This window comes from Candidatus Zixiibacteriota bacterium (assembly GCA_018820315.1).
Lineage (GTDB): Bacteria > Zixibacteria > MSB-5A5 > JAABVY01 > JAHJOQ01 > JAHJOQ01.
The window spans coordinates 1-13981 of sequence record JAHJOQ010000155.1; the positions used below are offsets into that span (position 1 = coordinate 1).

The 13981-nt window shown below is 50.1% G+C and carries 19 protein-coding genes and 2 tRNA genes; 5 read left to right on the top strand and 16 right to left on the bottom strand.

The genetic code is table 11. From position 1 onward, the window contains the following. The first annotated feature begins 96 nt into the window (after positions 1 to 96). The 4 genes from KKH67_15040 to KKH67_15055 are packed head-to-tail and all read left to right on the top strand — an operon-like array spanning position 97 to position 1349. Positions 97 to 783: a hypothetical protein gene (locus KKH67_15040; GenBank protein ID MBU1320498.1), complete on the top strand. Its 687-nt coding sequence runs from the start codon at positions 97 to 99 to the stop codon at positions 781 to 783. Further along, on the top strand, positions 776 to 943 hold the full coding sequence (locus tag KKH67_15045) for a hypothetical protein (GenBank protein ID MBU1320499.1): 168 nt from the start codon (positions 776 to 778) through the stop codon (positions 941 to 943). The genes KKH67_15040 and KKH67_15045 overlap by 8 nt, the downstream gene beginning before the upstream one ends. A 14-nt stretch (positions 944 to 957) precedes the next feature. After that, complete coding sequence (locus KKH67_15050) at positions 958 to 1104, top strand: hypothetical protein (GenBank protein ID MBU1320500.1); 147 nt, start codon at positions 958 to 960, stop codon at positions 1102 to 1104. Beyond that, entirely contained in the window at positions 1101 to 1349 is a 249-nt protein-coding gene (locus tag KKH67_15055; protein MBU1320501.1) for a tetratricopeptide repeat protein, read from the top strand. The genes KKH67_15050 and KKH67_15055 overlap by 4 nt, the downstream gene beginning before the upstream one ends. Before the next feature lie 235 nt (positions 1350 to 1584). Here KKH67_15055 and KKH67_15060 read toward each other — a convergent pair. The 3 genes from KKH67_15060 to KKH67_15070 all read right to left on the bottom strand — a co-directional run bounded on the left by KKH67_15060 (position 1585) and on the right by KKH67_15070 (position 2025). Next, positions 1585 to 1662: transfer RNA gene (locus KKH67_15060), tRNA-Asp, on the bottom strand. A gap of 32 nt (positions 1663 to 1694) precedes the next feature. Then, positions 1695 to 1769 (bottom strand) — tRNA-Val (locus tag KKH67_15065). Positions 1770 to 1776: 7 nt separating this feature from the next. Further along, a complete protein-coding gene (locus KKH67_15070; GenBank protein MBU1320502.1) occupies positions 1777 to 2025 on the bottom strand; it encodes a DUF3098 domain-containing protein in 249 nt (82 codons plus the stop codon). Between the two features lie 178 nt (positions 2026 to 2203). Here KKH67_15070 and KKH67_15075 point away from each other — a divergent pair, with 178 nt between their 5' ends. After that, positions 2204 to 3100 carry a sulfite exporter TauE/SafE family protein gene (locus KKH67_15075; GenBank protein ID MBU1320503.1) on the top strand — a complete coding sequence of 299 codons (897 nt, stop codon included), beginning with the start codon at positions 2204 to 2206 and terminating at the stop codon, positions 3098 to 3100. A 31-nt stretch (positions 3101 to 3131) separates the two neighbouring features. Here the strand turns inward: KKH67_15075 and KKH67_15080 are convergent, their stop codons facing one another. The 13 genes from KKH67_15080 to nrfD form a co-directional block, all read right to left on the bottom strand. Next, a complete protein-coding gene (locus tag KKH67_15080; protein MBU1320504.1) occupies positions 3132 to 3578 on the bottom strand; it encodes a DUF420 domain-containing protein in 447 nt (148 codons plus the stop codon). Then, entirely contained in the window at positions 3578 to 4177 is a 600-nt protein-coding gene (locus KKH67_15085) for an SCO family protein (protein ID MBU1320505.1), read from the bottom strand. The genes KKH67_15080 and KKH67_15085 overlap by 1 nt, the downstream gene beginning before the upstream one ends. A gap of 9 nt (positions 4178 to 4186) precedes the next feature. Further along, positions 4187 to 5107, bottom strand: a complete 921-nt coding sequence (locus KKH67_15090; GenBank protein MBU1320506.1) for a COX15/CtaA family protein — start codon at positions 5105 to 5107, stop codon at positions 4187 to 4189. Between the two features lie 250 nt (positions 5108 to 5357). Then, positions 5358 to 5771 carry a cytochrome C oxidase subunit IV family protein gene (locus tag KKH67_15095; protein ID MBU1320507.1) on the bottom strand — a complete coding sequence of 138 codons (414 nt, stop codon included), beginning with the start codon at positions 5769 to 5771 and terminating at the stop codon, positions 5358 to 5360. 6 nt (positions 5772 to 5777) lie between these two features. Then, complete coding sequence (locus KKH67_15100; protein ID MBU1320508.1) at positions 5778 to 6425, bottom strand: cytochrome c oxidase subunit 3 family protein; 648 nt, start codon at positions 6423 to 6425, stop codon at positions 5778 to 5780. A 14-nt stretch (positions 6426 to 6439) separates the two neighbouring features. Further along, entirely contained in the window at positions 6440 to 8053 is a 1614-nt protein-coding gene (gene ctaD, locus KKH67_15105; protein MBU1320509.1) for a cytochrome c oxidase subunit I, read from the bottom strand. Between the two features lie 15 nt (positions 8054 to 8068). Continuing rightward, entirely contained in the window at positions 8069 to 9013 is a 945-nt protein-coding gene (gene coxB / locus KKH67_15110; protein MBU1320510.1) for a cytochrome c oxidase subunit II, read from the bottom strand. Between the two features lie 6 nt (positions 9014 to 9019). Then, entirely contained in the window at positions 9020 to 9892 is an 873-nt protein-coding gene (locus KKH67_15115; GenBank protein MBU1320511.1) for an SCO family protein, read from the bottom strand. Further along, on the bottom strand, positions 9867 to 10202 hold the full coding sequence (locus KKH67_15120) for a hypothetical protein (GenBank protein MBU1320512.1): 336 nt from the start codon (positions 10200 to 10202) through the stop codon (positions 9867 to 9869). The genes KKH67_15115 and KKH67_15120 overlap by 26 nt, the downstream gene beginning before the upstream one ends. 8 nt (positions 10203 to 10210) lie before the next feature. Further along, entirely contained in the window at positions 10211 to 11395 is a 1185-nt protein-coding gene (locus KKH67_15125; GenBank protein ID MBU1320513.1) for a hypothetical protein, read from the bottom strand. A 13-nt stretch (positions 11396 to 11408) separates the two neighbouring features. Further along, positions 11409 to 12032, bottom strand: a complete 624-nt coding sequence (locus KKH67_15130; protein MBU1320514.1) for a cytochrome c — start codon at positions 12030 to 12032, stop codon at positions 11409 to 11411. Between the two features lie 2 nt (positions 12033 to 12034). After that, positions 12035 to 12577, bottom strand: a complete 543-nt coding sequence (locus KKH67_15135) for a DUF3341 domain-containing protein (GenBank protein MBU1320515.1) — start codon at positions 12575 to 12577, stop codon at positions 12035 to 12037. Continuing rightward, a complete protein-coding gene (gene nrfD, locus KKH67_15140) occupies positions 12577 to 13980 on the bottom strand; it encodes a polysulfide reductase NrfD (GenBank protein MBU1320516.1) in 1404 nt (467 codons plus the stop codon). The genes KKH67_15135 and nrfD overlap by 1 nt, the downstream gene beginning before the upstream one ends. Position 13981 lies beyond the last annotated feature (1 nt).

Below are 13981 nucleotides of genomic sequence, written 5' to 3' on the forward strand. Positions count from 1 at the left end.
AAATAGAGGCAAAGGTAGATTGGCGCTTCACCAATGAAGATGCCAGGATTAAACTAAAGAGATTGTATCCTACATTATGTGGTTGACGGGACACTAGTGAAGAAGCTCTCAGATACTGAGGTAGAGGGAGGACGCAAAGAGATGTCGGACCGACTATTCTTTCCTGAATTATTCAATTGCCCTCACTGTAATGAACCTCTGGAATTGACACTCGAGGCCAGAGAGTGTTCATCATTTCAATGCCCATATTGTGACAAATTGGTGTTGAGCAAAGAAAAGCCGGTAGTGTCAACCGATATGGCCGATCAAGATGCCATGAACGAAAGAAGCGAGCCAGTATCGTCAAAAGAAAAGTGTGAACAAGATCCTATTTCAATTGAAGACGTTAAGCCTTCTTCAAGTGTTCCGAAACTGATAGACGCTCTGACGGTACCCATTCTTACGATAGGAACTTTCCACGGACTTCAAGCTTACCTCAACTCGGATTCGGGCTCACTGCAGATCGAACTGGGACTTGGAATGTTCCTCAAGTTGCTGTTCATCTATGCGACATTCTATGGAGTTATCATGAGGCCCATACTGAAAGCTATTTTTCGGAAACAGGCTGACACTCCTGAGGTACACGCCAATGAGAAGAAGACGGCCCCAATTCAAAAACCGACGAGTGGAACCCTGGCATGGCGATGTGCTTGTGGCGAAGTTAACCTAAAGTCGGCTGGCAGCTGTCGGAAGTGTGGAGAGCTCAAACCTCATCCAGTCGTTCAAAGCGAGGAGGATGTATGATTTTCACGAAGAGCATAGTTGCGTGTATCGCGACTACATGATGGGGGCGTATGCGCTAATTGAGTCGACGCTTGGTGAGGGCCAAGCCAGTGCACTCTCCCTATGCTGGGATGGCATCGGTGGTTGGAATGGTGCGACCGGCGGAATCCAATTCGATTGAAGGAGGACGGTTTTATGGGCTTGTTTCGGAAGCTGTTCGGAGGACGTGACGCGGGCGGAGGTAAGTCGTGGGAAGAACTTAATACTGAAGGTGCCAGAGCAATCCAGGATGGACGTGATTCTGACGCAATCAGACTACTAAATTCCGCGATTAGGTCGTGAGAACGGCAGGTGAGACACCGCAACTTGCGTCTTCACTTACAAACCTGGCGGTCGCGCTGGACCGAAAGGGCGACTATGGCAAAGCCGAGACCTCGTTCAAGGAAGCTCTTCGGATTGTAGAAGCGACTCGCGGCAAGGAGCATCCGCGCACTGGTAGTGTTCTGAATCTCATGTCTCAATTCTATTTTCCACGGGGAAATGCCGAGCTTGCGAAGGAACTGATTGACCGTGCATGTGCGATCTAAGAGCGTCGACGGTAGTGGCAGAATAGTTGAGATCTTCTGAATCGCTCACAGCATAAATCGAAAACGCAAAGTCTGGACGTCTTGGTTCTGTACGTCTTCAGACAAAGTGGACAGGTTGTGAATGGAAGTTGAGCCACGTTCTGGACTTGCTTGACATTTTTTTAATAAGGACGCCCTTGGCTATCGGCAAGAATTCAAATGCATAAGCCGCTGCAACGCAGCGGCTTAAAGTCAATGGCGGGGTTGACGAGACTCGAACTCGCGACCTCCTGCGTGACAGGCAGGCGTTCTAACCAAACTGAACTACAACCCCGGCTAGATCCGTCGAATATGTCTATATCCATTTGGGCGATACTGGAATCGAACCAGTGACCTCCTGCTTGTAAGGCAGGCGCTCTAAACCAACTGAGCTAACCGCCCGATATCATCAATCGGCTACCTTTCGCTTGTCCTTCCAAATTATCGCCGCAGGGATAATAACACAGTATCCCAGCACAAGCAATATCGGCGCAAGAGTGTCGGAACCTAAGGACAATGTTACAAATCCAAGAATCACTGCAAGAAGTCCCAGGGCGAACAGCATCATATTCGGCTTACCGAATGGCAGACTGTATGACTGTCTGCTCGGCTTATTGGCTGGTGCCGCCGGAGCGGCCTTTTTTCCCTTCTGCGCCATAATGACGCAATAGAATAACAATTTCCCCCGAATTGTCAAGCGGAAACAATCCACGAAAACGGCTAATTGACAGATTCCATGCCCCCATTTTACAGGTTGACAACGGGGACATTCTCTCGATATTGTCCAGCATGGCAATTCATGGATTCCACATCCGACATACTGACGAGACCGTATGATAGAATTCCCGATCAGCGGTGTCGAGACATACTGGTGGCTACCGGTAGTTGTCGCTTTTGTGATTTCCTGTTTTACTTCGATGGGAGGGCTTTCCGGCGCGTTTCTGCTTCTTCCATTTCAGATGAGCATCCTCGGATTCACCGGTCCTGCGGTCAGTCCGACCAACCTCGTCTATAACATTGTGTCGATCCCGAGCGGTGTTTATCGATACTATCGCGAGAAACGTATGGTCTGGCCGCTCACATGGACAATTGTCCTGGGAACAATTCCGGGAGTGTTCCTCGGAGTCATCATACGAGTCGAGTATCTTCCGGACCCGACCGCATTCAAGCTCTTTGTGGGGCTGGTGCTGCTATATCTCGGAATCAGACTCTGTCTGGATATCCTGAAGAAATCCAAGTCCTCATCGAACAATAGTGCCTCCGGCGAAAGGTTCGAGGTATCGCCGCTGGAATTCAACATCCGACGAATCGGCTACGAATTCGAGGGGGAGCAGTATTATGCATCTTCGATCGGGCTGTTTGCGCTGAGTTTCGTTGTCGGGATAGTCGGAGGCACGTATGGCATCGGCGGCGGTGCGATAATCGCACCGTTTCTTGTTGTCGTGTTCGGTCTGCCGGTTTATACAGTCGCCGGGGCCGCTCTCATGGCGACGTTCGTGACATCGATTGCGGGAGTGTTTTTCTATTCGGTGATTGCTCAATTCTATGCCAATACCGGTCTTGCGATCGCACCCGACTGGCAGCTTGGCGCGCTATTCGGGATTGGCGGATTTGCCGGCATGTATGTCGGCGCACGGTTGCAGAGATATATGCCTGCGCGCGTGATCAAAGTGCTGATCGCAGCCTGTTTGTTGTTTGTGGCCGGGAAGTATGTAATCGGATATTTCCTGTAGGGCAGGATTCCCCGAAGCCTGCCGCGCAGAATCAGATGGCAGGCTTGAGAACAATCCTGCCCTTGTAAAGTCTATACAACATCAGATAGATTGTGACGCCGCTGACGGAGACGAACATCCAGACCGGCCAGAGATATCTTGTGATTCTCTTGTGCTTGTCAAACCTGCCACGTAATGCGAATACCACCGCTGCTATGATGAACGGAACCATGAGGGCGGCAAGGATGACATGCGGGATCAGGATCGTGAAATAGACCGGGCGCGTCCAATCGTGATATGAATACGGCACCGAACCGACCTGCTGGTGATAGATCAGATATGAAATCAAGAAGAGGGCAGAGGTGATCAGCGCAGCTATCATGAATTTCTTGTGGATGTCCGGTTTCTGCTGCTTGATTCTGATAAAACCTAACAGAAGCAGAATCGCACTGATACTGTTCAGGATCGCATTGAGTGTCGGGAGGTCTGCGACTCCCATCACATCTCCTGTGCAAGTTGCTTGATATGCATTTTCAGCAGTTCCATGCCGGCATTATCTTCGGGCTGATAGTAGCCTCGTATCATACCATCAGCATCAACCAAAACAAACCGAGTGCTGTGTTCGCCCGGTAGATCTCCTGCAAGCAGAAATCCCTTCTCGTAAAGATCATTCACTTTGTCCATCTCTGCGCGCAGAAACACCCAGCCGTTGTCAGTGACTCCGAATTTCTCAGCGTATGCCTGCAAAGTTTCGAGCGTGTCACGCAACGGGTCGACCGATATCGATATAAAGCGAATCTTCTCCGAGCTTCCGTAGAAGTGATACAAATCGGACATCACGGCGCTCATCATGGGGCAGGGTCCGGGGCAGTTTGTGAATATGAAATCGACAACGTTGATCCTGCCTTTCATCTTGTCCAACCCAAACGGCACACCGCTCCGCTCGGTGAATTCAAAATCGGGGAGTTCAGCCATCACCGGAATCGCTTTTCTCGATGAGTCCGCTTGATTGACGATGAATGCCGCGGCTGCAGTGAGAACGATCACGACAACCGTGAAAATGAGTATATCCCGCATGAATTCTTTGGCACTGTTCATGATATCCTCCTATGCCCTCTTCAGCTCCGAATAGGCGAGAAGCAGCATTCCGACGAGCAGGCTCGCCGCCCAGAGATGAAAAACCTGCATCAGCGCCGGAACTCCGACCAGCATTAGCGATAGCCCGATCATGATTTGAACGATGGAGAGGATCATCATTCCCCGGATTGTCTTGCTGATGATCGGCGACGGGTTCTTGCTGCCGCGCAGGATTCGAGAGCCGACAAGCCATACCAGAGCCATTGTGAGAAGTCCGACCGCTGTGTGCATCAGGGTGATTCCCTCAACTCTCTGCAATATCTCCGCCGCGTTCAGCAGTGGGAAATTCTCCTCGATGACCTCGATTGCAGATCTCACCTGAGTACCGACTATTATCTGAGTTATTGTGACCAGCCAGACGATACCGATCCAGATGTGGGATTTAGCGGGGTACGAAGCGCCTTTCGATGCGTCAGGATTTTCGACATAGAACGCTTGCTGTGTGACATAGATCATAAGACTGACGATTATGAAAGCAAGTCCCATATGCACCGACACGATAATGGGCTGCAGATCTGATGCAACGACCTCACCGCCTTGCCAGCCCTGGAATGCCACCAGTAATGCGGCGATAATAGATGGATAGACTATTTTCGGGACTTTTCTATAGTGGATGACGGCCATGATAGCTGTCGCAAGTATGAGAAATCCGACTGCGACTCCGCAGAGTCTGTTGAAATACTCGATCCAGGCGAGAGTGAAATTGAAAAGGCTCGGATCAATATCATGCGGCAGCTCCATCGCACTCACGGGCGGTATCCATTTGCCGAAACATTTCGGCCAATCGGGACATCCGAGTCCCGCGCCGGAAACTCTCACAAGGCTGCCTATGAATATGAGTAGATATGTGGCGGCGGTGGTTATGAAAGAGAGTCGTAAGAAACCCTTCATGATACTCTCCGAATCTGTTTTGTGTGCTATCGGGTTTGTGAGGATGCCTTTGACGCAATCATTGCGAGCGAAGCGTGGCAATCTTCACGTCTTACAATAGCGTTGATTGATGCAGAGATCGCCACGTCGCTCTGCTCCTCGCGATGACGGTTTCTGCGATACTTGTGGCTCTTTCAGCAAACCCGTTCGTCTGTGATCCTGAATGTGAACCTAATTGCATAGGAGGCTACTTTCCACTAAAATAATCATCTTACTGTGATGAGTCTGGCTGTATGCTGTCGTGTGGGACGGAATGCATACCTCTGGATGAGTCATCATACATTGCGGCGTTCTCACGTATCGGTTTAGCTTCGATCTGATAGATTTGATCTCGCTCCATCGTGTCGAACATCGTGAACACAATAAAGATCGCCAGGAAGAGAATGGCACCGAGGAAGACAATCAAGTAGAGTTTGCTGTCGTACTTGAGGTGCATGAAGAAGAGCGCAACAAGCGTAGCCTTAATAGACGCTATCAGCAGCGCAACGACAAGATTCCAACCACCGAAGTGTATGAACGATATTGCTACCGTGACAAATGTGAGGACTATCAAGACCGCGCCGACAGCAAGATATAGTCTCAGTGGCAAGACATGATTCGCGTGTTCAGCTTTGGAAGCGCTCATTCGTGCCTATCCAATCAGGTAAAACAGTGGAAACAGGAAAATCCAAATCAGATCGACCAGATGCCAATACAATCCGCCCATCTCGACCGGAGTATAATAATCTGATGAATATTTCCCCTTAATCGTATTTCTAAGCATCCAGCTCAGGTATCCGATACCGCCAATAACATGCAGCCCGTGCAGACCGGTCATCATGAAATATATGCTGAAGAAGACATGAGGGTTCGTGCCCTCTACACCCTGAAATGTATAGTATTTGCCCGGAAGCTGTCCGAGATGAATTTTGTGGCTGTACTCGAAATACTTCACGACCAGAAACACCAACGCGAGTACGATAGTGATGGTCAGTAGCCTCGCGGCGTTCTTCTTGTCGTTTAACTGAAGAGAGCGAATTGCCAAAGCGACCGTGAGAGAGCTGGATATAAGCACAATTGTGTTGAGTGTCCCGAGCTTGACATCGAGAAACAGGTGAGCATTGTGGAACATGTCGGGGTTCCATGTCCGGTATATGGAGTAAGCCACAAATAGTCCGCCAAAGAGCAATATTTCTGTCAGCAGAAAGAGCCACATTCCGAGTTTAGCAGACTCTCTCTGCTGGCCAGCATCGCTGAAATGATGTGCCAAATGCGTGTTGTCTGTGTGCGATTCACTCATAAGCTACTGAGATTTCAATCTCTTTGGACATCAATCTTGTCATAGTCGTACGGGCCATGGATTATCTTCGGTGTCTCTGCGAAGTTGTACGGCGGGGGAGGAGACGGCGTTGTCCATTCGAGTGTTAGAGCTCCCCACGGGTTCGGACCGGAGCGTTTGCCTCTGTACAGGGAATGAATCAAGTACGCCAGCATGACGATGAAACCAAGGCCGAGTATCCAGGAACCGACGGTCGAGAAAGCATGCAGCTGCTGGAATTGATCGCGATAATCGAAATAGCGGCCAGGCATTCCTCTTGTTCCAAGAATGAACTGAACGAAGAAAGTCGCATTGAAACCGATGAATATCAGGGCGCATGCCAGCTTGCTCCAGAAGACACTGTACTTCCTCCCGAACATCTTCGGCCACCAGTAATGCAGCCCTGCAATGAACGCCATGACTGTACCGCCCATCATAACGTAATGAAAATGTGCGACTACGAAATACGTGTCATGCAGATGGATGTCGACTGATAGCGCGCCGAGGAAGATTCCGGTCAGTCCGCCAATCGTGAACAGCACGAGGAACGAGAGAGCGTACAGCATGGGTGTATCGAGACTGATCGAGCCTTTGTACATAGTCATCACCCAGTTGAACACTTTGATACCTGATGGGATACCTACCAGAAATGTCAGGAACGAGAATATCATCGCTGCGATTTCAGACTGACCGCTGGTGAACATGTGGTGTCCCCAGACGAGGAAGCTTACAAGCGCGATGCCCAAGCTCGAATAGGCGATTGCCTTGTATCCGAAGATTTTCTTATGCGAGAACACAGATATCAATTCGGAAATTATCCCCATCCCCGGCAAGATCATAATGTAGACCGCTGGATGAGAGTAGAACCAGAAGAAATGCTGAAACAGCACCGGATCGCCCCCCATCGCAGGATCGAATATACCGATTCCAAAGAGTCGTTCGAGCATCAATAGGGCAAGAGTGATTCCGAGAACCGGCGTGGCAAGTACCTGTATGATTGCCGTTGCGTAGAGTCCCCACACAAAGAGCGGAAGCTTGAACCAGGTCTGGCCGGGAGCTCTTAACCTGTGTATTGTAACGATGAAGTTGATCCCGGTGAATATGGATGAGAATCCGAGTATAAATGCTCCGAGAGTCATCGAAATCACAGACGTGTTTGTCTGCGTGCTGTAAGGCGTGTAGAAAGTCCATCCGGTATCTGCTGCGCCGGAGATGAGTGAGTAGAGTGCAAAGCAGGCGCCTATGACATAGATATACCAGCTTGCGAGATTCAGGCGGGGGAATGCAACGTCTTTCGCGCCAAGCATCAGAGGCAACACGAAATTGCCGAGAGCCGCCGGAATACCGGGTATTATGAAGAGGAAGATCATTATCGCGCCATGAAGCGTGAACATCTGGTTATATGTGTCGGGCCCCATGATGTCGGGTCCAGGTCTGAAAAGCTCCAGGCGAATCAGCATCGCAAAAAACCCGCCCAGGAAGGCTGCGGTTGTGATGCCGACCAGATAGAGCACTCCTATACGCTTGTGATCGAGTGTAAGAAGCCACGACTTCAAACCTTTTGGGTGTCTGAGAAAGCTCAGATCGAGAGCTGAATCTGTACTGCTCATGGATTCTCCCACCTGTTATTTCAAAGACTTGATATACGCGATGAGCGCGTCGATCTGCTTATCCTTCAGCAAGCCTTGATACGTCGGCATGATCGGCTGGAAGCCTTTGACGACCTTTGCCTGCGGCTCCAGAATCGATTCCCGCACATAATTCTCATCGACTACGATTTTCTTGCCATCGGCCATTTCTGTCTCGTGTCCGAAGATTGCCTTGAAACTCGGCCCTATCTTGGGCATGCCGTCTGTCGAGTGGCAAGTGTAACATGCCTTGGACTTGTACAACTGCTCACCGAACTCGATTGGCGTCGACCCCTCGCCGGAGCCTGATCCGGCATCGAGCCACTCTGCAAAATCCCGATCGCTGACTACCTTAACAGTCCCGATCATCTCTGAGTGCGATCTTCCGCAATACTCGGCGCAATAAAGATCATATACACCGACGTTCTTAGCCTCGAACCATGTTATAGTGTATCTATTCGGAAGCACGTCCATCTTGATCCTGAACGATGGCACGAAGAAGCTGTGGATCACGTCCCGCGATGATAGCAACAATTTGATCGGTTTGTCGACCGGCACAACAAGCTCATTGACACTTGTGGCCCCCTCGGCGTAATCAAACGACCAGAACCATTTCTGGCCGGTGACTTTCACCTCAATAGCGTCTTTAGGTACAATGTGCATTTTCATGTACGATTTGAATCCCCAGCCGAAGATAATCAGAATGAGAATCAGTGGGATTACTGTCCAGGCCACTTCGAGAGCTGTATTGTGGGACACTCCGGAAGTCATCTCGGCAGCACCTTCGCGACGGCGGTATCTGTAGATGAAGAAGGCTGTCGCAGCCACGATGAGCACGAAGAAGAATATTGACATGTACAGGATGAAATAGAACAGAGAGTCAACTTCACCTGAAATAGTCGATTGCCCGGGGGGCATGAAGATTGTGCCGGTTGTATCCATACTGTATCAGGGCCTCAGAGTTGAACTTCCTGCCGGTACGCGTGTTCGCGCTCGCTTGCGTCTTTCCTTCATCCAGAGCGCTCCGATCAGCAAACCAAGCAAGATCAGTGTCAAGGCACCGCCGAGGCGCATAACATTCCCCGCGAAGACGACATAACCTTTCGCGTTTGGATCATAATGGTAGCAATAAAGAAGGAGCTTATCGAGAGTCGATCCGATCTTGCCTTCGGAAGCTTCAAGAAACGCGAGCCTTAAATCACGCTCCTCGAAATTTATACCATACAGGTAACGCGATATCTTGCCGTCCGGGGTCAGGACATATGCGACCGCCGGATGCGCGAACTGCTGATTCTCTTCATCGAAGAAATATTTGAATCCTACAGCATCAGCTAATGCCTTTGAATGCGATTCCTCGCCCACGAAAAATGTCCAGCCATTCTCTGCACCGGGACGGTTCAGGGCTTTTAGATAGTTTGCTTTCTTTGCAGCAGCGAGATCGTATGTCTCCCGTGGATCAAAGCTGACCGCAAGCACGCGGTACTCATTGCCCGGAAGCCACGCAAGTTGAGCAATTCCTTCATTCAGACCGTTAAGAATGAGGTTGCAGAGCATCGGGCACGAATAATAAACAAGAACCAACAAAACCGGCTTGCCATCATTGAAATACTGCGCGAGGGCTACTGTGTCTCCGATGTCGTTGACAAAAGTCAGATCGAGAGGAATGTACTCGCCGAGTTTTTCTTCGACATCGATATTGCGCAGATCATCAGGATTCTCCTGAATCACTTGCGCCGAGACGGTCGACGACATCATCAGGAAAAACAAAAAGAATGCAACTTTCACTATCATATCTCTATTTGCCTTTAGAGAAAGCTTCATTTGCCTCGATCTCCATCGCCCTGTCTATCGGGACTCGGAAGATGCCCTTGTCGGCATTAATTACTCCGTATGAATTCAGAATCTCATCCTCATGTGCCCTGACCTCGCGCAGTTTGGATGATTCAGGGCTCAGAACAGTCTCATAGATGAGAGTCTCCTTTGTATACAGGAAGTACTCGCTCAAGAAGACCACTATTGCGACGATAATGACAATCCCCACGATCGAAACACCGAATATGAATTTGAGATTGGCATCGCTCTTCTCGTAGCCTGAGCTGTCTTGATTCGTGTTGTGATTACTGTCTGTCATGATTCAATCTACATGTTCGTAAACTTGATTGAAGCCCCGAGTCTCGGATCGGTGACCGGCACTACCGCGTTCGATGTGAATGTGCGCCAGAATACCGAGATGAAGAGTCCCGTCACGGCAAGCAGGCTCGCCGCATCCATCCATGATAGCTGCACGTTGTCGTGCGACAGATTCGGCAACACCAGCCAGTAGACATCGATCCAGTGCATAGCAAGCAGCCAAAGCGCCATTATTGTCATCATTCCAAGACTTCGTTTGGCTCCTCTGGTAATCATTATGAAGAATGGCACGGTGAAGTGTCCTATCGGAATGAGGAGACTTATGATTTTCCAGGAGCCGACCCATCTATGATGATACCAGATCGTTTCTTCTGGGATATTCGCGTACCAGATCAGAAGATACTGCGAAAATGCGATGTACGCCCAGAAGATCATGAATGCGAACATCAATTTACCGAGATCGTGGTAGTGCTCAGTCGTAACCTCATTTTTCAGGATGCCATGTTTTCTCAGATAGATAAATGCAAGCGTAATAAACGCGACTACTCCCAGCAGTCCTCCGGAAAATACATATACACCGAATATTGTCGAATACCAGTGTGCATCAAGCGACATCAGCCAGTCGAAGCCTGCAAATGTCACCGTAATCGCAAACAAAATCATACCTGCCGCGCCGATCTTGCGAATCTTCCTGACACGCTTCTCATCAAAACCGGCGTCCTGTGCAATCGATGCTCTGTGAAGCATCCATGCCAGCAGGGACCAGACGGCGAAGTAGATCACGCTGCGTACAATGAAGAAGCCTGTGTTGAGATAAGCCGATTTGCTCTGAAGAAGTTTATCCGCAGCGACTGCATCGGCATGACTCCAATGATAGAGATCGTGAATTCCGAAAATCACCGGTATGAAAAGAATCGCCATCAGCGGAATTGTCATCATGATGCTTTCGACAAGCCGCCTGATGATGATGCTCCAGACCGCATTTACGAGATGCTGCAGCATGACAAAGAATAGACTGCAAAGAATGATTGTTATCCAGAATGAATATGCTGTCAGGTACGAGTGGAAGAACTGTTTCGAATCGATGAAATAGGCGGCAACGCAGAGCGCAGCTCCCAGTACGCCGACTATGAGCGAAATTCTTCCCACGCTGCCCGGGGACTTGAATCGATATGTCTCTTTGTCGAATTCCATAATGTCGCAGATCTCACTTCAAATTCGTGCGCTGCTCCTGCGGAACATCCTCGATCGTAGCATTCTGGCTTCGCTGGAGCGCTCTCAGATATGCAATTATCGCCCACCGGTCCCTGACCGGTATCTGTTGACGATATGACGGCATATTTCTGATGCCGTTCGTCACCACATCGAAAACATAGCCATCCGGAATGTCGCGGAGCCTGTCTGAATGAAATGTCGGAGGCGGTACGTAGCCTCTTGACAGCATGATTCCCTGACCATCGCCGGTTCGTCCATGACAGGGTGAGCAATAGATGTCAAATCTCTCCTGACCCCGTTTCAGGAGTTGCATATCCGTCAGTACAGGTGATATCTTGACCGTGTCGCCCGATTCATCAATGCCCGTGTAATAGCCGGCATCCTCACGCAGATCCCCGCGTGCAACAGTGCCAGGGATGGGTTGCCGCATGGCCGAGCCATCTTCAAAGAACTTGTTCTCTTCCTGAGCCTTATACTTTGGCTGACTGTCCATGTCGGGCACCAGGTGAATCGGCGGCTTTTCTGACGGTCTATCTCTGAAACACCCGGAAGCGACCGTAATTAGTGCAGCCATTACCACTACTACTGCCAGCCTAATACATCTATTACGTTTCATCGTCAATCTTCCAATACCTCGATGTTCGTTCCGCCCGATGACTCGAGCAATGAGACAATCATGTCCTGATCGAACAACTTATCTGTAGAGTCTATGCATACGAAAAACCCATCGTCCGTGACCTTGGCAAACCGCTCCGAATTGAAAGCCGGGTGGTTCAGCATTGGCAGTCGACTCAACGCGAGCATTCCAACTACTGCGGATATCGCTCCGAGCAGCACTGCCATGCCGAATGTCACCGGCACGAATGCCGGATAACTGAAGAACGGCTTGCCGGCGATCACAAGCGGGTAATTGACAGCGCTTGTCCACCACTGCAGAAGGATTCCGCCGAGCGCACCACAGATTGCGAGTGAGCCGACTATCCATCCAAGAGGCGAGCGCTTTGCGCCCATCGCCGAGTCCATCCCATGAATAGGGAAGGGTGAATGGCAATCGAATCGCTTATAGCCGGAATCTCTGAGTTTCCTGGCTATGTCTATGAGTGCCGCCGGATTCTCGAATTCGGCCAATATACCTGCGGTTTTCTTCACTGCACTGTTCATCATGCTCTGCCTTCTTTCGCGGCAGGGCTGTGACTATCGTAATGATGAGGATCAGCCTGAGGCAGTACGCCTTTCACTTCCGCCATAGCAATCATAGGCAGTACCCTGATGAACAAAAGGAATAGTGTCAGAAACAGACCGAATGATCCAATGAATATTCCGATGTCGAATATCGTCGGGGAGAAATAATCCCAGCTCGATGGAAGGAAATCATTTGCCAATGAGCTGACGACAATTACGAATCTCTCGAACCACATGCCGATATTTACAAAGATCGAGCAGATGAATAGTATCACCGTGCTTTGGCGGACTTTCTTGAACCAGAATAGCTGCGGCACGATCACATTGCATGAAATCATGATCCAGTAACCCCATGCGTACGGTCCGAATGCTCGATTCATGAAAGCGAACTGCTCATATACGTTACCGCTATACCACGCGATGAAAAACTCGCAACTGTATGCATATCCGACCATCATGGCAGTGACCAGCATGATCTTTGCCATTTTGTCGAGATGGCTCATTGTTATGAAGTCCTTGAGTCCGAATAGTCTTCTTGCCGGGATTGCCAGACTCATCACCATCGCGAAGCCGGAGTAAATCGCACCTGCCACGAAGTATGGCGGGAATATCGTCGTATGCCAGCCGGGCAGAATGCTTGTAGCGAAGTCTGTGCTGACTACGCTGTGCACCGACAACACTAACGGCGTGGAGAGTCCTGCAAGGAGAAGGTATGAGAGTTCGTAATGTTTCCACTGGCGATTGCCACCACGCCAGCCAAGCGAAAAGATTCCAAATATGAGTTTGCGCAATTTCTTCTTGGCGCGGTCCCGAAATGATGCAAGGTCAGGCACGAGTCCGACATACCAGAACAGAGCCGAGACTGTGAAGTAAGTGCTAACCGCGAAAACGTCCCAGATGAGCGGGCTGCGGAAATTAGGCCATATCGACATCTGATTCGGAAACGGCATCATCCAGTATGCCACCCATACGCGGCCTACGTGAATGCCGGGGAATATCAGCGCACAGATAACGGCAAAGATCGTCATCGCTTCGGCAAAGCGGTTGATCGAAGTTCTCCAGCGCTGCCTGAAGAGGAACAGTATGGCGGAGATGAGCGTACCCGCGTGACCGATACCGACCCAGAAGACGAAATTGACAATCGCCCAGCCCCATGCAACCGGAACCTGCAATCCCCAGATGCCGATGCCTTCAGAGATCAGATAGCCGATCAGGCCGAAGAAGATGAGCATGACGGATGTCGTCGCGCCGAATACCAGGAACCACCACGGCGGAGTCTTCGCCTCGGCGATTCGGCTGATACGATCGGTCACAGAGTGGAACGTCTGGTTGCCTGCAATCAGAGGTGGTTCCGGCACGCTGTGAAACTCTCTTTCGCTCATA

Coding starts and splice junctions, on each gene's coding strand:
- KKH67_15045 (MBU1320499.1), top strand. CDS start 776: ATGTATGATTTTCACGAAGAGCATAGTTGCGTGTATCGCGACTACATG.
- KKH67_15050 (MBU1320500.1), top strand. CDS start 958: ATGGGCTTGTTTCGGAAGCTGTTCGGAGGACGTGACGCGGGCGGAGGT.
- KKH67_15070 (MBU1320502.1), bottom strand. CDS start 2,025: ATGGCGCAGAAGGGAAAAAAGGCCGCTCCGGCGGCACCAGCCAATAAG.
- KKH67_15080 (MBU1320504.1), bottom strand. CDS start 3,578: ATGGGAGTCGCAGACCTCCCGACACTCAATGCGATCCTGAACAGTATC.
- KKH67_15085 (MBU1320505.1), bottom strand. CDS start 4,177: ATGAACAGTGCCAAAGAATTCATGCGGGATATACTCATTTTCACGGTT.
- KKH67_15090 (MBU1320506.1), bottom strand. CDS start 5,107: ATGAAGGGTTTCTTACGACTCTCTTTCATAACCACCGCCGCCACATAT.
- KKH67_15095 (MBU1320507.1), bottom strand. CDS start 5,771: ATGAGCGCTTCCAAAGCTGAACACGCGAATCATGTCTTGCCACTGAGA.
- KKH67_15100 (MBU1320508.1), bottom strand. CDS start 6,425: ATGAGTGAATCGCACACAGACAACACGCATTTGGCACATCATTTCAGC.
- ctaD (MBU1320509.1), bottom strand. CDS start 8,053: ATGAGCAGTACAGATTCAGCTCTCGATCTGAGCTTTCTCAGACACCCA.
- coxB (MBU1320510.1), bottom strand. CDS start 9,013: ATGGATACAACCGGCACAATCTTCATGCCCCCCGGGCAATCGACTATT.
- KKH67_15115 (MBU1320511.1), bottom strand. CDS start 9,892: ATGAAGCTTTCTCTAAAGGCAAATAGAGATATGATAGTGAAAGTTGCA.
- KKH67_15120 (MBU1320512.1), bottom strand. CDS start 10,202: ATGACAGACAGTAATCACAACACGAATCAAGACAGCTCAGGCTACGAG.
- KKH67_15125 (MBU1320513.1), bottom strand. CDS start 11,395: ATGGAATTCGACAAAGAGACATATCGATTCAAGTCCCCGGGCAGCGTG.
- KKH67_15130 (MBU1320514.1), bottom strand. CDS start 12,032: ATGAAACGTAATAGATGTATTAGGCTGGCAGTAGTAGTGGTAATGGCT.
- KKH67_15135 (MBU1320515.1), bottom strand. CDS start 12,577: ATGAACAGTGCAGTGAAGAAAACCGCAGGTATATTGGCCGAATTCGAG.
- nrfD (MBU1320516.1), bottom strand. CDS start 13,980: ATGAGCGAAAGAGAGTTTCACAGCGTGCCGGAACCACCTCTGATTGCA.